This is a genomic window from Corynebacterium doosanense CAU 212 = DSM 45436 (genome assembly GCF_000767055.1).
In the GTDB taxonomy this organism is placed as follows: Bacteria; Actinomycetota; Actinomycetes; order Mycobacteriales; family Mycobacteriaceae; genus Corynebacterium; species Corynebacterium doosanense.
Window position 1 is genome coordinate 1 of record NZ_CP006765.1, and the last position, 18,215, is coordinate 18,215.

Genomic DNA, 18,215 nt, shown 5'->3' on the forward strand with positions numbered 1-18,215 from the left:
TTGTTAGTCACGCCGCGAGGGCGACGTCCTTGGTCATGATGGCCTCGAATTCGATCGGGGTCAAACGTCCCAGACGGGCCTGCCGTCGTCGGCGGTGATAGGTCCTCTCGATCCAGGTCACGATCGCGATCCTCAGTTGCTCACGCGTGATCCAGGAACCCCGATCAAGGACGTTCTTCTGCAGGAGAGAGAAGAACGATTCCATCGCAGCATTGTCGCCGCTCGAACCCACCCTGCCCATAGAACCGACCATGTCGTGGCCGGCCAGAGCACGCAGGAACTTCCGGCTTCGAAACTGAGATCCTCTGTCCGAATGGACCACGCAACCGACGACGTCACCGCGCATCTGGACCGCGTTCTCAAGTGCTTGGACAGCCAGGCGGGACTTCATCCTGGAGTCGATGGAGTACCCGACGATGCGCCGGCTGAAGGCGTCTTTGATCGCACAGCAGTAGAGCTTGCCTTCCGCGGTTCCGTGTTCCGTGATGTCCACGAGCCAGAGTTCATTCGCCCGCGTCGCAGCGAACACATGCCGGGTACGACCATGCTCATCGACCACGGCGCAGAGATCGTCATGGGCGGGCGGACCAGGATTCTTCCCGTTCTTGGCCCGTTTCTTCCCGAACACGGACCACCAGCCATTGCTCGAGGTGATCCGCCACGCGGTCCGGTCGGCCATCGGCTCACCCACATCGCGTGCTTCGTCGGCGAGGAGGCGGTGCCCAAACTCGGGGTCATCCTTGTGGGCGTCGAACAGCGCGTTCGCGCGATACGCCTCGACCACCTCGTTCGGGGTGACGGGGTCAGCCAGCCACCGGTAGTAGGGCTGGCGGGAGAGCTTGAGCACCCGACTGAATATTCGCTTTACTGGGGTCCACCGGTCGCGTGTCCGGGGGCCGGCAGGCTGAGGACGGGTTCGTAGGCGTCGGGGCCACTCGTGGTGCGGTCGGGGGCCACCACGCTTACGCTCCTCCCGCCGTGTGTATAGGGCACACGGCGGAAGGAGCAAGCCAATGGTACGAAAGATCAGAGCGAAGCTGATACTGCAGCTACGCTCCGAGGGCCTGTCCGGACGCACGATCGCCGCGTCGCAGGGCATGTCCCGAAAAAGCATCACCGCGGTACTGGAAGCCGCCGACACCGCGGGTGTGAGCTGGGATGATGTCGCCGAGCGTCCCGAGGACGAGGTCTATGACCTGCTGTTCCCGGGCCGGGGACAGCACCACAGCGTGTTCGCCCAACCGGACTGGGAGAAAATCCACCGGGAACTCGCCAGGGTCGGCGTGACCCTGAAGCTGCTGCACGGCGAGTACACCGATGAATGCGTCGCCACCGGAGCGCCGGCGATGGGCTACGACCGGTTCTGCCGGACCTACCAGCGCCACGTCCTGGTCACGGGAGCAGCGTCGAGGGTGGGACACAAGGCCGCCCAGAGCGTCGAGGTCGACTGGTCCGGGCCGACGATGACCCTGCTTGACCCGATCAGTAGTACCCCGAGGCCGGTGTACCTGTTCGTCGGGTGCCTGCCCTTTAGCCGCTACTCGTTTGTCTACCCGAGTCTGGACATGACGCAGGAGTCCTGGCTGCGGGCCCATGTCGCGATGTTCACCGCCTTCGGCGGATCGGTACCGCGGATCGTGCCCGACAACCTCAAAACCGGGGTGATCACCCATCCCCGCGACGGTGAGATCGTCCTCAACGACGCCTACCGCGAGATGGCCGCACACTACTCGGCCGCGGTGCTGCCGGGCCGGGTACGCAAAGCGAAGGACAAGCCGAGCGTGGAAAACACCGTGTGGCATGTCGCGATGCGGGTCATCGCCCGGCTACGCGACCAGCAGTTCACATCCCTGCCGGAGCTGACGGCCGCGGTCACCGCACAGGTCGCGGCCTACAACGCCGAGCCTTTCCAGAAGCGGGACGGCTCCCGGGCCAGTGTGTTCACCACCGAGGAACAACCCCTGCTGACCGGGCTTCCGCAGGTCGCCTATGAGATCAGCCGGTGGGTCTACGGCCGGAGGGTCGGGCGCAACGGGCACGTGGTGTGGGAGAAGAATTTCTACTCGGTGCCAGTCACCCATATCGGCACAAGCGTAGATCTGCGGATCACCGACCGTGTCCTGCAGATCTACTCCGGCCAGCAAAGGGTGAGCAGCCACCTGCTGTTTCCCGAGGGATCAGCCAATCAGTACCGCACCAACGACGCTGATCTACCCGCCGGGGAGCGCTACCAACCGTGGGACGCCCCGCGCGTGCGGGAGTGGGCAGGCCGGGTCGGCCCGTCCGCGACGGTGGTGGTCAACCGGATCTTCGAATCGGTGGCCGTCGACGAGCAGGGCCTGAATGCCGCCCTGGCGGTGTTGCGGTTGACGCGGCGGTATTCCGCCGAGCGGGTCGAGGACGCCTGCAGGCTGGCGCTGGCCGGGCATGTCCGGTCCCCGCGGTACGTGCACCTGCACCCGATCCTGGCCACCGGGCAGGACCAGGCCACCCGGCAACGCCCACCACGGGAGGAACCGGTCGAGGAAGGCGGATTCGTCCGCGGCGCCGACTACTACGCAGGAGACGTGAAATGAGCGGCATCGACATGGAAACCACACGCAAACTCCGCGACATGGGCGCGACCGCCCTGCTGGAGGCCATCGACGCCGAAGACGAGAACCTCGTCCTGGGGATGGGATTCGAGGAACGGCTGCACCTGATCGTCGATGAGGCGTATGCCACCTTCACCCACGGCAAGGTCGACGGGCTGATCCGCCGGGCCGGCCTGCGCTACCCGGCAGCTGATCTGCGTCGGATCGACCTGGTCGAGCAACGAGGACTGAATCGCAACCTGCTGGCTACCTTGGCGACCTGCGGGTTCATCGAGCGCCACCAGAATGTCGTGTTCCAGGGGTTCACCGGGTCAGGGAAATCCTATCTGGGGTGCGCGCTGGCGAAGCAGGCCTGCCAGCACCGGTACCGGGCGCACTACATCCGAATGCCGGATCTGGAGGAAGCCTGGGCCACCGCACGCGACAAACCCCAGGGGACGACGAAGTTCCTCAAGAAGTACGCCGCATTCACCGTCCTGGTTATCGACGAGTGGCTGCTGGATCACCCGGATGAGGCCATGCGCAGCATGCTGCTGGAACTACTGGAACGCCGCTACGACTCCGCGTCGACGGTGTTCTGCACCCAGTACGCGAAAAAAGACTGGCATCAAAGGCTCGGATCCGGGGTGCATGCCGATGCGATCATGGACCGGATCGTGCATAACACGATCTGGGTCGACACCGGCACCCACAACATGCGCGAGCACGTCACCATGAGCCAGTAGGAATTGTCCTGCGGACGCCGGTGGCCCCCATCACGACGGCTGCCGGCCCCCGCAGGCAATATCGCTGGCCCCCAACCACACGATCGGGTGGCCTTCACACCTACGAATACTCACCCGACACGTCACCGTCACAGGGATCCCTGCGGCGGCGAGCTCTGTCACGAGCGGGTAGAACCTTTTGACGGCAGGTTCGCCTGCGACAGATACGCCGCCGCACGCCGCAGCACCTCGTTCTCCTGCTCGAGGAGCCGGTTGCGCTTCTTCAGCTCGCGGATCTGCGCCGCCTCGGTCCGTGACTGGCCGGGCGTGGTGCCCTCGTCACTCTCGGCGCGGCGCATCCACTTCGTGAGCGTCATCGGGTGGACCCCGAAGTCTTTCGCGATCTGCTCGATCGTCACTCCGGGCTCACGGTTTCTCGCGACGCGCACGACATCGTCGCGGAACTCCTGGGGATAGGGCTTGGTCATGACGATCATCCTTCCAGGCCGGCCTTCCCAGGCAAGCCAGATCAGATGTCACCTATCCATGCAGCAGACCCAACACCGGGCCACCGCGACAACGGCACTGATTGACAGTTTACTGCAAATGTACCTTGGATTTATTAGTTTTGCGTCTCTTTGCGGGGCGACTGTGGAGGGGCCGGAACGAAGCGGCGGCTCATCGGGGGATAGTCGCCAATTTTAAGTACAGCAGTCGTGGAGAGGCGGCGCACGTCTGGCTAGGGGCCTGGTCGTACTTCTTAGCTGTTATTCCTCCTACCTCGGCGGCCTAGCCTCGTCTCGGTGGAGTGGTGCGCAACCTCTCTGAACAATTCGATAGCGGTGCCAGGGTGCGCGCATGGATATTTTTACTCAGCTTGACCTAGAGGATCTCCGCCACATTTTCCGCTGGCTTCGCTACGTATGGAAATGCGTTCGGGTATTTCTCCAAGCGGTTCGATGGCATCCACACGGAGGCATGCTTCTCGTAAGAAAACGCGGTACTAACCGGAAGCGCCATCGCAGAGTAAGAGAAGTGCTGAACTCATCTCCTGCCGCCATTGACCAGGGCCATATACGTCCCCAGCTCCACTCGTTTGTCGTCCACTGGCGACCCCGGATCGACGAGTGGACGACCACAAACAAACGCCACACAGAGAAGTCCCACGCCCAACGATTCTGGTCTGATCTCCTTTCGCTGCTTCGGTGTCATCCCCGAACTCATCGACCTATTTGAACGCGACGCGGCACACGCATCCACCGGAGAAGACGCCGACGAAGCAGTGTGTGCAGGAGGCATCAATGTATGAATCCTCAGTGTTGATTGTCGATCCAGTGCAGACGCTCTTGAGCTCAGACTAAAACTCAGAAGTCATGTCCCTATCCTCTTCTACTGCTCCTTACCCCGTACCACCAGCTGCGCCAGTGCCCGCTTGAGCTTAGCCATACTCACCGCATCCCCCAAGAACAGATCGTGCATGTCCCTCGACGCAGCCATCGCCTCCGTCAGCGCCAGCAACAATGCATCCTCGAACGCAGGGGCATGCTCCAATTGCGTGGCCGTGTTCTCCGCAGCCATCTTCACCACCTGATCATTTGGAGCAAGCGAGCCCCACAGCTGCATGATGAACCCGCGGGCAGCCTGATTACTCACCGGCACACCTGCAGCGGTCAAGATCGCATTAGCCTCATCCACAGCCTCGTTGAAGGCGATGCCCACGGCGGAGGTCGCAGCAGTGGTGCCACCTCCTAAGACGGGCACATCTAACTCGCCGTCGCCTTGCGTGAGTCCTAAGTTCTTTTCCTTGTCGTCTGGGGCAACAGCCACGCCGATGATGTCCACGTCCGAGACATCCACAATATCGACGAGCCCCACCCGTAGATTGCGGAACAGGTAGGTGGCCAGGATTGCTCGTTTGCGCATATCAGGGTCGTGGAAGTTGATGATCTGCGAGAGAAACTCCCACGCCTTGGAGTAGGTACGCAGGTCGGTGCGGAAGGCCAGCAGTCGCTGTTTTTCCTCGTCATCGCCGGACAGACGTGCTTGGCGTATTCCGTCGTTCCACGCGGTGACCATCGGCGCGATCAGGGCGCGCAGCATCTCGTGGCCGCTACTTCCGTCCGTGTCACCCTCTACAGCCAGTGCTACCGCGTCTAGGTCAGCAGGAGTGAAGATTCCCGCTGAATCCAGCCGCTCTGACACCTCCAGCAGTGCCGTCGGGTCCACGTCTGTGGGAAGGGAGGCAAACGTGTAGAACCGCTGAAAATCCGCCAGCACTTTATCCGCGTCATTGGCGAAATCCACTACCATCGGCGAGCCTTTACCCGGGTGGATGCGGTTGAGACGAGACAGGGTCTGCACCGTGGCCACACCGGAGAGTTTCTTATCGACGTACATGGCCACCAGCCGTGGCTCGTTAAAACCGGTCTGGAACTTGCTGGCGACAATGAGCACTCGATAGGAGCCGTCTTCGGCCTTGAACGCGGTCTCTGTGTCGGTCACGCCGTTATAGCTGGATTCTGTGACCGTCCCATCCGCTGTGAACCTGCCCTCGCGGGCTTTAAGGTCACGGTCGTAGTCCGCGTCCAGCTCCGCGATCTCCTCCGTCGTCATGCCCGGCAAGGCCTTCCCACGCCTGGGTGCGTCCACCTCCAGGGAGCCGGAGAACGCCACCAACGCCGAAAACTTATCGGCGAGCTCATGCTTGGCCAGGTACTTAGTCATCTCGTTGGCCCAGTGGAACGCGGACTGGCGCGAATCGGTAACCACCATCGCGCGCGCCTGACCACCCAGCAGGTGCGCAACGTTGGTTTGAAAGTGGTTGACCACCACCGCCACCTTTTGCGCGATGTTGGTGGGGTGCTGCTTGGCGTAACGGACAATCTCTCCCACCACCCGGGACTTATCCACAGTCTCATCACGCTCGACATCACCGGCCAGGCGCACATAATTGCTATAGGTGGTGTAGTTGGCCAGCACGTCGAGAATAAATCCCTCTTCAATCGCCTGCGCCATCGTGTAGTGATCAAACGCCACAAAACCGCCCGTCTCGGTACGAGTGCCGAACACGCGCAGGGTCTTAGCCTTCGGGGTGGCGGTAAACGCCACAAACGTGACATTGCCCGCACGGGCAACCGCATCATCGGCCACGGCGATCTTCTGGTTAAGCTGGTCAGCCACCGACACCTGCACCCCGGCGACGTGTGCTTCCTCGGCTACATCCATATCGTCCGCGCCCGATTCGTCCACCTCATCGGGGGACATACCAGTGGAGGTGGCGAGCAATTCACGCAGTTTCTGCGACGCATTACCGTGCTGCGAGGAGTGCGCCTCATCCACGATCACGCACCACTTTCGCTCGGCTAGGTTCATCGACTCGGCCTGCGCCACCACGAACGGGAAGGTCTGCACCGTACAGGTAATGATGTGTCCGCCCTCAGCCAATGCCGCGCCCAGTTGCTCGGACTTAGCCCCTCCCTTGTTCGACACGGCCACCACCATGCCGCGGGAGGCTGGCAGCAACGCAATCTCCTCAGCCAGGTTGCGATCCAGCACCTGCCGGTCGGAGATGACAATGACCGAGTCGAACGTCTTGTCCTCGCCGGTGTGGTGTCGGATCAGGCGGTGGGCAAGCCAGGCAATCGTCTTGGTTTTACCCGAACCCGCCGAGTGCTGAATCAGGTAACGACCACCCTGGCCTTTGGTTTCAATATCCCCAATGACTTTTTCCACAGCGCGACGCTGGTGGAAGCGTGGGAACACAAGGTAGCCGCCACTGTTGGTTGGCTGCCACATGGCGTAGGTCTGGATGATTTGGAGCAGACTGGCAGGGGTGAGCACGTCGCGCCATAGGTAAGACGTCTCAGACCCGTCCGCGCACGGCGGGTTGCCGGCCCGTTCGCCGTTGCCCTGGTTGAACGGCAAGAACACAGTGTTCGTACCGGCAAGAACGGTGGCCATACGGACCTCGGAATTGGACACAGCAAAGTGCACCAGGCAGCGGCCAGGGCTAAGTAATGGGCGGTGCTTGGAAGGGACGCGGTCGCGCTTGTACTGAGCGATAGCGTCCTCGATGGTCTGCGTGTTGTCCGTCTTAAGCTCTACTGTTGCCACCGGGATACCGTTGAGCAGAATCACAAGGTCAATGGTCTCGTTGTTGCCCGCGCGGGTGTCGAAGTGGACTTGGCGGATGACGCGGAACCGGTTGGCGCGTGCCCGTTCAGCGACGGTGGTGAGCAGTGGGTTGGCGGGCGGAAACTCGGCCATGCCGGGGAAGGTGACTTTGCCGTGAGTGTCGGATAAGACGGTAAAGCCATAACGGAGCACACTAAGCAGTCCGCCGATGCTGCCGCCGCGGGTGTGGTCGCGCTTGGGCTGTTTGGACAGCTGCTTGGACAGCTGTGTGAGCAACGCCCGCTGTTTGGCGGTAGTAGCGACGGCTGTGTCAGTGGCGGGGCAGACTTTGGCGTACTCGTCGGGGTATTGGGTTTCGAGCCAATGGAATACGTCGGTTGGGTAAAGGGCGAGTTCGGTGTCGAAGTCGGTGTCGCGGACGCCGTCCTCATACAGGTAGCCGGAGTCGGCGAGGGATAAGCAGATGGCGGTTTCAAATGGGTATTCGTTGGCGGTGTTCATGGCGGGACGTCCTTAGTCGGTGCGGGTGCCGTCGGTATGAAAGTTGATACCAGCCAAAAGCTGGGGACGGAGCGCAAAGTCATCGCTGTACCATTTGTTATCTCTGTCCCTATAGTTGATTTTGAGCTTGGTGTTAGCGGGGATTCCCTCGGCGGACTCTCCGAGGTCGGGATCCTTGCGAGCGACCCAGTAATCGAACCCAACTTCGTAGTAGGGCGGCCAGGTGTCAACCGTTTGGTTGAGTAGGAACTTGTTCAGCAGCGCGATAGGACTTTCCCTGTAGTGAATGGTGACCTCTTTGCCTTCCTTTGTTCCTTTTCTGGTCAGACGCCCACGCTCATTAAGTTTGGTGATGTTCGGCTCGGGGAGTGGAGGGTCAAACTCAAGTGAAACGTCGTAGGCAATTGACTGGCCAAAATTGTTAATGCTGACGCGAATGGGCTCGTTGATATACCTTCCTGGTTTGAGTAACGCGCCCATCATCGGCCTGATGGAAGATTGAGTTTGCTCTCGCATGGCCTTGAGTTGACCATAGGCAACAAGCGCTGCCACAACGGCGACGAGGAGTGTCACCCAGCCCAATAGATTTTCGGAAAATTCTGCCTTAAGCCAGATCCATACGCACATCATGGGCTAACCAATCTCGATCTGTCCGGTGACGGCGGCGGTAATGAGGGCGGAGCGGCGTTCGGTGAGCAGATCGCGAAGCTGATGAGCTTTGGCAATCATACGGTCGATCCGAGCGGTTGATTCGTCCAGGTGGGCGACGATACGTTCCTGCTCGTCAAGAGGTGGGAGAGGGAGCGTGGTTTCCGACACCGTGTCTCGCGCCAATTCAGTTTGTTTCGTGCTTCCATGACTGAGACGGATGAACTCTGACTCGTTTGCAGCAATAACCGCGGCGAGGTAAGTAGGAACGACTCTTGATGAAAACGGACGAACAATCGTCACATGGCTGTCGAAAATCACTTGCGCGGGAGCATCACGCCATATTGCGGAGCGTCCGAGGGTCCCATCGCCTGTTGAGCAAACCAGGATATCTCCAGTTTGAACGAACAGTTCAGGAGCTGGTGTCTTGTCTCGGTCCGAGTGGTATTTGATATATTGCAGGTCAATCCAGCCACCGGGTCTTATGCACTTTTGATTGATTACAGCCACACCGTCATCCGCATAGGTGGGGGACATTCCTCGGCGGATAATGTCACACACCACACCCACCCGGGCAGTTTTGGTGGAGTAAGAGCTGTGGGAAAGCAAATTAATAATTTGTGTCTTTCGCCGCTCCTTCAACAGCCCCACCAACCCCTCCAGCTTGGCTAGCATGGCATCAATTTCGCCCGTCTCACGATCGAGGTAATCAGCGATAGCACGCTGCGTAGCCAACGGCGGAAGGGGCACTGGAAGAGCGCTGAGGAGCGTGAAGTTGACCATTTGGGAATTGGGGCGGACACCTGTGCCTAGGGCAGCAAAGGCAGAAATGTATGGTCGGCTTCGTAGCAGGTAATGCGCAAATGCTGGCCAGATGACTTCGTCCAGATCAAATGCCATGTATGCAGGGCTGATATACCCTAAGTGCTGCGAAACTCCCAGACCGCCAAAGTTCAGCCACATCATGTTCGCGGCTAATTGGCCGGGACGTACCACGCGGTAGTTGGACACGTCCACAGAGACTTGTTGTCCACCATCGGAATTGTCCCTAGGGACTACACCCCTGTGCTCGGATACTGACAGCGGCACTCCAACCGGGGTTTCGCCGTTTCGTTCGTTGGAGGGGAAGAAATGGGTCCCAAAACGGGAAACCGGCCATTCAGTTGTGAAAACCCTCTTGAGCTCGTTGTGAACGACGCTGGATACATTGCTCACTTCTTCACCTCCGCGAACATTTCCGCCAGCTCACCCATCACACGCTGTACATCTGCGTCAATCTCCGCCAGCGGACGAACCTCCTCCGGCACGTAAAACAGGCGTGTGAACGGAATCTCATAGCCCGTCTTAGCCTTGTCCACATCCCACGTCACATCCGGCGCAAACGGCACCACCTCTTTGGCCATATGCTCGTCCACGTCCTCGGTCAGTGGCACGCGCTCGGTCATCTTCCACCCGGCCACCGACACCGGCTGCCCCTTGTGATCGATCGCAGCAGGTGCATTGTCATCATGGACGGCCAGAGCCTGCATAATCTCCGATAACAGACCCACCGGCATCTTCACGCCTTTGATCTTGGCCTTGGTTTTGAGCAAGTCAGGGAGCTTATTCCACACCGCGCCGTCCACCTCGGCCATGATGCCCGCGTGCGCGTCAACGAACGACTTGTGAGCACGTACGCGCTCCACCGCCTCCGGAGAATTGACCGTGATGAACCGTTCCTGGCGGTAAACAGGCACGTCCTTAAACCCAAGATCATCGGCGGTGACAATCTTCGATAGCTCCGACTCCTGAAACTCTGCGTACTCACGAATCAGCACCTCCCGATCAGTCGGACTAAGTTCGCGGCGTTTATCACCCATGCCTTTACGCATCGGTGACCAGGTGTTCGCACCGTTAATGAGCTGAATCTTGCCCCGGCGGCGAGGCTCCTTATTAGTGTCCAGAATCCAAATGTAGGTAGCAATACCCGTGCCGTAGAAGATGCTGGTCGGCAGCGCGACAATCGCATCCACCAAATCCTCCCTGAGCAACCACGCACGGATTGAATCAGGGCCAGACTCCGGCGCGCCAGTAAACAGCGGCGAGCCGTTGAGAACGATACCGGCGCGGCCTCCCGCGGTCTCACCATGGGCAGGGGTCAGCTTGTGGGCAACGTGCGACAAAAACAGCATCTGTCCGTCGGACTTCGCGGGCAGACCGTGGCTAAACCTCGAGCCCTCGACGGTTGCTTCCGTGGCCACGACTTTGTAGTCATCAGACCAGTCGGAGCCGTAGGGCGGGTTGGTGAGGATGTAGTCGAAGGTCTGATCCTCAAACCGGTCGTTAGTCAAGGTGTTGCCGAACTGGATGGACTCAGGGTTGTTGCCCTGCATAATCAGGTCAGCCTTACCGATACCGTAGGCGAACTCCATCAGTTCCTGGCCATGCAGGGAGACCTGAATGTTGCGGTTGAGTTCTTTCAACTCGTTTTTGGCCACGAGCAACATACCGCCAGTACCCGCGCACGGGTCGTAGACGGTGCGAGCCGGCGCATCCCCTGCCAGTCCATCATCATCGGAGGAGAACAGCACCCCGACCATGAGAGCGATAGCGTCACGCGGGGTATAGAAAGCACCGGCGGACTTACCCTTGGTGTTGAACGCGCGGTACATCACGTCCTCGAACATGTCGCCCATGGCGGTATCGGGCAGATTGTCCGGGTGCATGTCGAGCTTGGCGAAGTGGCCGACCACACCGTACAGGCGCTGGGCGCGGGCCAATGTAGCTATTTTTTCGGTGAATTTGAAGCTGTCCCAGATGTCGCGCAGGTTAGGGGAGAAGTGGCCAAGATACGTGTTCAGCGCTTCGTCCACGTTGTCATCGGTTTTGGCGATAGCATCCAGGCTCAGCTTGGACGTGTTGTAGAAGTGCAGGCCGAGTTTGGTTCGGGCATGCAGGGAGACGATCCGCTCGTCCGGCACACCGTCGTACTGTTTCTTGAGTCCTGCGTAGAGGTCGAGGAAGTCGGCTTTGCGAGAGTCCAACATGCACTCGATACGGCGCAAGACGGCGAACGGGATGATGTAGTCGCCGTATTCTTCCGGCTCCACCACGCTGCGCAGATAGCGGTCGGCGGTGTTCCACACCGCGTCGGCGATGGCGCTGCGGGCGTTAGTGATTTGTTCCTGGGTGGGGGACACGGTGCGATGCTCCTGGACGGGGTGGTTTTACTGTCCTTACCAGCCTATATGCCCCCATGCGTAGGTTTGCGACACACCGCCTATATCAGAGGTACATGTCGTGGCCGGGGAGAGCGGGTTGTTGCTGCATGTGGGGCACTTCACACGGTCAGAAGAAAGGCACTCCACTTGAATATGCAGGTTCTGCATTCCTGCCGGTCAACCCTGCTCAGAATTACCATCGCCAATCGCTTCCTGACCGCTTAGGAGGCAAGTGAATCTCCGATTCGCGCGGCAGACCACTTCTCCTGCTCCACTTCCATGATCTCTCACTAAGCGTGCGCAGATTTACCCTCACGACGACCGTGGAGAACCCTCTGAAATGGGCTGTTCTCTATTTCCGCAGTTCAACCCTGCGCAGATTTACCCTCGGCCGCACCGAGATAGCTGTACAACGTGGTTCGCCCCACCTTCAGACGTCGCGCAACTTCTGCTTTCGGCACGCCAGCATCCACCCACGCGCGTGCCTGAGAGACCTGCTCATCAGTGAGCGCGCGAGCTCGCCCCTTGTACACACCACGTTCCTTTGCACGGGTGATTCCCTCTGCTTGGCGCTCTCGAATAATGGAGCGTTCAAATTCTGCCACCGAGCCCAGCAGCCCTAGCATCAGCTTGGCGATCGGAGTGGAATCCTTCGAGTAGATCTGTCCCTCCTTGAGGAACTTCACCGACACCCCTTTGCTAACTAGCTCGTCAACAATGGCATATAAATCCGTTAGGGAGCGCGCGCACCGATCCATCGACGTGACCACGAGCTGATCCCCCGCGCGGACATACCGCATCGCCTCATCAAGACCAGGACGCTCACGCGATCCACCGCTGGCCTTATCGGTGTAGTAAGTAAAGACCTTCTCCGCCTTGAGTTGCTCAATCTGGCGCTCAAGATTCTGATCTTTCGAACTCACCCGGGCATAGCCCACCTTCTGCCCCGAGATCACGCCTAGCTGTTCAGTGATCTCTAGAGGTAGTGACGGTTCTGTTCCGTTAGTCATGGAACCTGTGAATGTGATCGCTATACGGCGTGGATTCTTGGCCACTCTGTGGCGTGCGCTCTTCTTCGACGTATCAGCCCGGCTGTGCTGACAGTCGTCGTTTAGCACCCTGTAGATGCCGGTACAGTGTTGCCCTCGACCAGCCAACCATGCTCGCGGCGTCTTCGGCACTGCGGCCTTTAGCTCTTTCCTCGGCGACGATGGCGAGCTTGCGGTCGACCACCTCTGGATCTACAGGTGGTCGGCCGAAGCGGGTGCCCTGGGCTTTCGCTGCGGCGATGCCGGCGTTGACGCGTTCTGTGATCAGTTCTCGTTCGTACTCGGCCAGGGTGCCCAGCAACCCGAGCATCAACCGACCCGAGGAGGTTTCCGGGTCGATCCCGTCGGAGACGGACTTGATCTTCACGTCTCGTTCGCGCAGCAGATTCACGGTGTTGAGTACGTCGAGCAGGGACCGGCCCAGTCGGTCGATGCGCCACACCACTACCGTGTCCCCGGGCTGGGCATAGGCGAGGAGCTTCTTCATTCCGGGACGCTCGGTGGCGTTCTTTGCTCCAGAGGTGACATCGCTGAAGACATCACGGTCCTGAACCCCGGCGGTGTGCAAGGCGTCATGTTGAAGTGTCGGATCCTGGCCGACGGTGGATACCCGGGTGTAGCCCAACAGTCTCATGCCCTCCATCATGCCTCACTAAACCCCGGCACTGAAGACGTCGAGACACTTTTCGGAAAGACAGGTTAACGAGACAGATTTCGTGTCTATTCCCGCAGGAGCTACGGATCCCGTCACGCTCGGTCTACGTGTCTTGTAAAACTTAAGTCTTTTGAGACTTCTAGTCACGTGTCTCGTAAGTCGAGCAAGCATCTAGTTGCTACAGAGACTACTCTTCTATACGGTGTAATCATGTCAGAGACTACGAGCTTCGGTGATTGGTTACGTCCAGCGCTGCCACTGCTATTGCTTCGCTTGCTTATTGATGAGCCGGGCCACGGCTACGGTCTCGTCGAGAAGCTCCACGCCGCAGGCATCTCTGCACGGGGAACAACCGTGTACCCGCACCTAAGCAAACTGCAGGACGCCGGCTACATCACCAGTCACTGGCAAACCCCGGAAACCGGTCCGGCCCGGAAGATCCTCACTATCACCGATGAGGGCGTAGATCACTACCGGCACCTGCAAGCCCAGTGGTCAGGAGTCCGCGACATCCTCACCGCCACGGTCACCGCGCCGAACACCACGAACCCCAACTAAGGAGCACAGCACAATGAGCTACCACCATGACCTCGCACACCAACTTCGCCGCCGCGGATGCACAGAAAAGGCGGTCGCCGATGTTCTGCACACCGTCGATGAAGCTGTCACGGATACAGGGAACAGCCCTGCCGAAGAGTTCGGATCCCCGGAAGACTACGCCGCCCAGTTCTCTGGGCCGCGCAAGCGCACACCGGGACAGAAAGCCCTTGGCGTGTTCGGACTGTTTGGGGTGGTCTGCATGGTCATTTATGGGATCTGGCCCCAGTGGTTCGGGATCACTACCCCTGTACTGGAGCAGTTCGCCGGCCTGATCGCGCTACTCGTCCTTCTGGCAATCGGCTGCATCCCGGGCGCATACTTCGACAACAGACTGCCGCGTGCATACAAGCAGCAGCTTCAAGATTCCGGAGTACGGTCGGTTGAGTCCCCGGACTGAGGGTTGCTTATCCTATTTCACCTGGGGAAAAGGCACGTTCTACGACGGGCTGCGGCCTAGAACACTTTCCGGGCACTGCCCGCGGGGTGATAGTAGAGGACGGCGTCAGAAGACTCCAGACCTTCGCGTGATCTCATCGACTAGTTCATAGGGGTCAGCACCGACCAGGTCTAGCGCCCTACGTGATGTGAGGACTGCCACGCCGTGGATGCTTGCCCACAAAGACAGCGCATGCACGGGGGTCGAGTCAGGATGCTGGCGTTGACATTGTTCCTGCCAGTCCGTCAGCAACGACAGGGATGTGGACCGGAGCTCACGACCGCTTCCATCAAGTAGGTCGTGCCGCGTGATGAGCTCAAACGCGTTAGGGTGCTGAACCGCGAATTCAACGTAGGCTTTTGCGGTATCGACAATCCTGTCCCCTGCCTCTGACATGGATTCGCGCAGTTCGTGGAAGTATTGCTCCGCAATTGCCGCCAGCAGTTCCTCCAGACTGGGAAAGTGTCGACGAGGTGCCCCATGTGACACTCCACAACGGCGTGCGACCTCACGGATGGTTACTGCCCCGATTCCCCTAGCCTCAAGGAGATCACGCCCTGCAGCAATGAGCTTCTGTTCTAGCTGTGTTGCCATGTACTCCAGGATGCCGGATGTAGACACCGTCTGCACATCTGGTAGACACTGTCTACATGATGAGCCTAGGAATAGCATTCACGCTCGTGTGTGTGGGAGCCGTGTCACACGGGCTGTGGAATGCTCTGGTGAAGCGCTCTGGAACTGCGGATACGATGTTCATCTGGGTATACAGTGCACTGGGAACCCCGGTGATGTGCTGCGTTCTGCTCTGGGGCTCACTGTATGAGGGGCTTGGCCCTGCCTGGTGGGCAGCTCTCGTGAGCATGGCGCTGCACACCTTGTATGCCGTGGTGCTTCAGAAGGTGTACGCGGTCTCTGACCTCGTACTTGTATATCCGGTCTCTCGCGGGCTTGCTCCGGTTATGGTCACACTTATTTCTGTGCCATGGATCGGACTACCCGGGGCACTTCCGTCGATCGCTTTGCCAGTGGTGCTGGTTGGGGTTTTCCTAGTAGGTGGGATCAGCATTCGGGAGCTGGCGAGACCTCGTGGGGTGTGGGCCGGCATGGGAGTGGCAGTGTGCACCGCGCTGTACACCTTATGGGATGCGTACTCGATAGATGTGCTCAATGTGAACCTCACCTCCTACATTGCGCTGTCATCGTTGGCGCAGTTCGTCCTCCTGACGGGGCTGCTGTTCCGTCGGCGTGGCGAGTTCCGTGCAGCTGTCGTCGCTTCATGGCGGGCGGCGGTACCCATCACGCTCCTGGTGCCGGCGAGCTACCTCGTCATTCTCGTGGCGATGAATCTCGCGCCACCATCGATGATCGCAACCGCTCGAACAATGAATGTGGTCTTCGGTGTGATTGCAGCGGCGTGGCTGTTGAAAGAGCCTCTGACCGCACGCAGTATCTGTGGAGTCGTTCTGATCACCCTCGGTTCCGTGATGAGTGCCGTGTGATGGTGCTGATGTCGATCTCCTGGTACTGCTGGGCCGAGGGCGTCGTGAATGCTTGACAGGAGGGGCGCACGTCCCGTGCCTTCTCCGGGGCGACAGCTGCGGAGCGCGCCACAGAAAGGCAAGAAAGTCACGCCATATAGCTCTCACATTCACAATGGAACCAACCCTAGCGAACAGGAAATCCTGTCATTCACAAAGTGTTCGCTTGGGGTGTACAGCGCGAACGGTCGCCACAGAATGGGCCGTCGGCGCGTGCGGTGGAGAATGAACCTAAAGCTTCTTGCCTGTTCGCTCGGCTCCAGGCGCCGCTAACAGGATGTCGGCCAGCTCCTTGGCGCTGAGAGTGAGGCGGGAGGTTCCGTGGGAGACCTTGTTGCGCCACAGTGGTTTGAAAACGGCGAGCATAGACAGGTAGGTGGGCAGCATCTGACTGTGAGAGTTAAGTCCATGATCCACGGCCTGTTGCTGTTCCGCCCAACGACTAGTCCTGACGAGGTAGTCGACGTACTCGGCCATTTTTCCCTCCACGTCAATCTGGTAGTCGAATCCTTGGAAGGTTCCCAGATGCTGGGCGTTCAAAACCGGGATCTGGTCCCATCCTCCTTCCCCGAGGTGGCTCACGCTCGATGAGATCACTCGGAACATGTCCAAGATGTCCCACACGATCTTGCTTTCGTGATAGCTCAGTCCCTCTTCCTCCTGAGGGAAGAGTTGAGGGTACTCGCCCGCGTATCCCCGTTCGAGAACTTCGACAGCTCGGAGGGAATTATCTTTGTCGTAGCGGTCGGGCGGGAGATCGCCCATTGAGGCAAGCAGGGTCAAGTGTGCCAGGGCCAGAGTTTGACGTTCGACGAGGGTGAGGGTGATGTCGCCGGTGTTGTCACGCGGAGGGCGTCCGATATGGGTTTGGTCGAGGTGGGCTTCAATGACGCCACGGAGATAGTCACTTTGGGTCTGGTGTCGGCTTGCAGCTGCGTAGCCCAGGAGCTCGCGGAGATCGTCAGGCAGTCGAACGGTGATGGCTTTCATGGGTACCTTTTCTGTACACCCCAAAAGGGTGAGGGGAAATACTGTAATACATAATAGCAGATAGTATTACGAAGCGCATATAGTCGCTGGTGTACCCCGTTGGGCCCTTGATTTTGGCCGGCCGCGCCCCGGCTGGCAGCTACCCGATCGCTTCCAGGACCGCGATTTGCCGTAGGGTCATGCCTAGAGAAAGTAGGAACTTGGCTACGCCAAGGTGTCTTGCTAAATCATTGAAAAAGGGTCTACGGGAATAACATCGCCCGTAGGCCCTTTTTATATCTCCGGCCGCTGTTTGAGGATCTGACCAACTGTGCTCGTAGAGGTAAGCCACTCCTGGAGGCTGGGGTGGATGGCACCTACTAAGGCAAAGGCATCTTCGGCTAGTGATCCGATGTCTTGGCCAAGGATGCTGTCCATGTGGGATACCCGATTGCGGAGACCGTAAAGTCGGCTCACCCGTTTGTAGGTGTCCCTACCCGTGGGATCGTCTATGTAGGGGAAGGCCTTTTTTAGGCCTTCGTCCCAGATTCTCATACGGTTCTGGTTGTCCTGATTTGACGGGTTTGCATCCCATTTATGGTTGGGTAGGACGTGCTTCCATAGGCCAAACGTAGTGTTAGCTAGGGCATCGTCGTGGCAGATTCCTTGTCCATGCCGTGGATGGCTGGGTGACCGGTTGTCGGCATCCTTTTCCGCCCGATCGACTGCTGTTGTCCTAAAGTTATGGACGAGGCCTTGGAGTGGACGCGCTGGAGGATAGAGGAGCCAAGAGTCTCCAGCGTGGACGTGGGACTGTTCATCATTCCAGTCTTGGAGCTTTTGGTCCATAGCGTTGCGCAGGAGGACTTCGGTAATCCCCAAGTCGGTATGGATAGCTGAGGCCATCGTCGCGCTCCAATTGTACAGCGCGAGCGACTTCTTTCGGTTGTCCTTCGCGGATCTGAGATAGGGCTCGATACGGGCTGCCCCGAGATGGTCAATAATTATCTGGCGGTTGTCCACTTTAGTCATTTCGTAGCATTGAGCGAGGGGTGCCCGGGAGGGGCTAGCTGAAAGAACGGCCCTTGTAGGTGGCCGGTGGGATGTACCCCAGGGTAGTGGGCAGGAGCCATGCGTAATTAGGGGCCCCGCTCTCTAGCATATGGCCATATAGGATTATGGCTATA

The 18,215-nt window shown here is 59.2% G+C and carries 15 protein-coding genes and 1 pseudogene; 5 read left to right on the forward strand and 11 right to left on the reverse strand.

All coding sequences use genetic code 11. From position 1 onward, the window contains the following. Nucleotides 1–7: 7 nt before the first annotated feature. Nucleotides 8–1,114 (reverse strand): IS3 family transposase, encoded by a 1,107-nt coding sequence (locus CDOO_RS12990; protein ID WP_156111867.1) that lies wholly within the window; start codon nt 1,112–1,114, stop codon nt 8–10. Between CDOO_RS12990 and istA the strand changes: the two genes are divergently transcribed. Together istA and CDOO_RS13000 are read left to right on the forward strand one after the other, a co-directional pair. Beyond that, nucleotides 1,014–2,576, forward strand: coding sequence for an IS21 family transposase (istA, locus tag CDOO_RS12995; protein WP_038573144.1), 1,563 nt, complete (start codon nt 1,014–1,016; stop codon nt 2,574–2,576). The two genes, CDOO_RS12990 and istA, sit on opposite strands and share 101 nt — an antisense overlap. After that, nucleotides 2,573–3,319, forward strand: coding sequence for an ATP-binding protein (locus tag CDOO_RS13000; protein WP_018023087.1), 747 nt, complete (start codon nt 2,573–2,575; stop codon nt 3,317–3,319). The genes istA and CDOO_RS13000 overlap by 4 nt, the downstream gene beginning before the upstream one ends. A 111-nt stretch (nt 3,320–3,430) precedes the next feature. Here the strand turns inward: CDOO_RS13000 and CDOO_RS14215 are convergent. The 7 genes and pseudogenes from CDOO_RS14215 to CDOO_RS13035 all read right to left on the reverse strand — a co-directional run. Then, nucleotides 3,431–3,786, reverse strand: a pseudogene (locus CDOO_RS14215) (transposase); the annotation flags it as partial. Between the two features lie 901 nt (nt 3,787–4,687). Beyond that, the gene (locus CDOO_RS13010) at nt 4,688–7,933 is read right to left on the reverse strand and encodes a type I restriction endonuclease subunit R (RefSeq protein ID WP_018022956.1); all 3,246 of its coding nucleotides are present in this window, start codon (nt 7,931–7,933) and stop codon (nt 4,688–4,690) included. A 12-nt stretch (nt 7,934–7,945) separates the two neighbouring features. Beyond that, nucleotides 7,946–8,506 (reverse strand): hypothetical protein, encoded by a 561-nt coding sequence (locus tag CDOO_RS13015; RefSeq protein WP_018022957.1) that lies wholly within the window; start codon nt 8,504–8,506, stop codon nt 7,946–7,948. A 60-nt stretch (nt 8,507–8,566) separates the two neighbouring features. After that, a complete protein-coding gene (locus CDOO_RS13735; RefSeq protein WP_218916337.1) occupies nt 8,567–9,796 on the reverse strand; it encodes a restriction endonuclease subunit S in 1,230 nt (409 codons plus the stop codon). Next, on the reverse strand, nt 9,793–11,760 hold the full coding sequence (locus CDOO_RS13025; protein ID WP_018022959.1) for a type I restriction-modification system subunit M: 1,968 nt from the start codon (nt 11,758–11,760) through the stop codon (nt 9,793–9,795). The genes CDOO_RS13735 and CDOO_RS13025 overlap by 4 nt, the downstream gene beginning before the upstream one ends. A 386-nt stretch (nt 11,761–12,146) precedes the next feature. Continuing rightward, complete coding sequence (locus CDOO_RS13030) at nt 12,147–12,734, reverse strand: recombinase family protein (protein ID WP_026159499.1); 588 nt, start codon at nt 12,732–12,734, stop codon at nt 12,147–12,149. A 130-nt stretch (nt 12,735–12,864) separates the two neighbouring features. Further along, nucleotides 12,865–13,464 carry a recombinase family protein gene (locus tag CDOO_RS13035; protein WP_039746715.1) on the reverse strand — a complete coding sequence of 200 codons (600 nt, stop codon included), beginning with the start codon at nt 13,462–13,464 and terminating at the stop codon, nt 12,865–12,867. A gap of 231 nt (nt 13,465–13,695) precedes the next feature. Here CDOO_RS13035 and CDOO_RS13740 point away from each other — a divergent pair, with 231 nt between their 5' ends. Together CDOO_RS13740 and CDOO_RS13045 are read left to right on the forward strand one after the other, a co-directional pair. Beyond that, nucleotides 13,696–14,043 (forward strand): PadR family transcriptional regulator, encoded by a 348-nt coding sequence (locus tag CDOO_RS13740; RefSeq protein ID WP_081610405.1) that lies wholly within the window; start codon nt 13,696–13,698, stop codon nt 14,041–14,043. 13 nt (nt 14,044–14,056) lie between these two features. Then, nucleotides 14,057–14,482: a hypothetical protein gene (locus tag CDOO_RS13045; RefSeq protein WP_018022963.1), complete on the forward strand. Its 426-nt coding sequence runs from the start codon at nt 14,057–14,059 to the stop codon at nt 14,480–14,482. 105 nt (nt 14,483–14,587) lie between these two features. On the opposite strand, the gene CDOO_RS13745 is transcribed toward CDOO_RS13045, so the two are convergent. Beyond that, nucleotides 14,588–15,193: a TetR/AcrR family transcriptional regulator gene (locus CDOO_RS13745; protein WP_342668867.1), complete on the reverse strand. Its 606-nt coding sequence runs from the start codon at nt 15,191–15,193 to the stop codon at nt 14,588–14,590. 188 nt (nt 15,194–15,381) lie between these two features. Here CDOO_RS13745 and CDOO_RS13050 point away from each other — a divergent pair, with 188 nt between their 5' ends. Further along, the gene (locus tag CDOO_RS13050) at nt 15,382–16,020 is read left to right on the forward strand and encodes an EamA family transporter (protein ID WP_211209015.1); all 639 of its coding nucleotides are present in this window, start codon (nt 15,382–15,384) and stop codon (nt 16,018–16,020) included. 270 nt (nt 16,021–16,290) lie between these two features. On the opposite strand, the gene CDOO_RS13055 is transcribed toward CDOO_RS13050, so the two are convergent. Beyond that, on the reverse strand, nt 16,291–17,049 hold the full coding sequence (locus CDOO_RS13055) for a YfbU family protein (RefSeq protein WP_018022965.1): 759 nt from the start codon (nt 17,047–17,049) through the stop codon (nt 16,291–16,293). 273 nt (nt 17,050–17,322) lie between these two features. Next, the gene (locus CDOO_RS13060) at nt 17,323–18,060 is read right to left on the reverse strand and encodes a hypothetical protein (protein ID WP_039746709.1); all 738 of its coding nucleotides are present in this window, start codon (nt 18,058–18,060) and stop codon (nt 17,323–17,325) included. Between the last annotated feature and the right edge of the window lie 155 nt (nt 18,061–18,215).

Coding starts and splice junctions, on each gene's coding strand:
- istA (WP_038573144.1), top strand. CDS start 1,014: ATGGTACGAAAGATCAGAGCGAAGCTGATACTGCAGCTACGCTCCGAG.
- CDOO_RS12990 (WP_156111867.1), bottom strand. CDS start 1,114: ATGCTTTTTCGGGACATGCCCTGCGACGCGGCGATCGTGCGTCCGGAC.
- CDOO_RS13000 (WP_018023087.1), top strand. CDS start 2,573: ATGAGCGGCATCGACATGGAAACCACACGCAAACTCCGCGACATGGGC.
- CDOO_RS13010 (WP_018022956.1), bottom strand. CDS start 7,933: ATGAACACCGCCAACGAATACCCATTTGAAACCGCCATCTGCTTATCC.
- CDOO_RS13035 (WP_039746715.1), bottom strand. CDS start 13,464: ATGAGACTGTTGGGCTACACCCGGGTATCCACCGTCGGCCAGGATCCG.
- CDOO_RS13740 (WP_081610405.1), top strand. CDS start 13,696: ATGTCAGAGACTACGAGCTTCGGTGATTGGTTACGTCCAGCGCTGCCA.
- CDOO_RS13045 (WP_018022963.1), top strand. CDS start 14,057: ATGAGCTACCACCATGACCTCGCACACCAACTTCGCCGCCGCGGATGC.
- CDOO_RS13745 (WP_342668867.1), bottom strand. CDS start 15,193: ATGCTATTCCTAGGCTCATCATGTAGACAGTGTCTACCAGATGTGCAG.
- CDOO_RS13050 (WP_211209015.1), top strand. CDS start 15,382: ATGGCGCTGCACACCTTGTATGCCGTGGTGCTTCAGAAGGTGTACGCG.
- CDOO_RS13055 (WP_018022965.1), bottom strand. CDS start 17,049: ATGAAAGCCATCACCGTTCGACTGCCTGACGATCTCCGCGAGCTCCTG.
- CDOO_RS13060 (WP_039746709.1), bottom strand. CDS start 18,060: ATGACTAAAGTGGACAACCGCCAGATAATTATTGACCATCTCGGGGCA.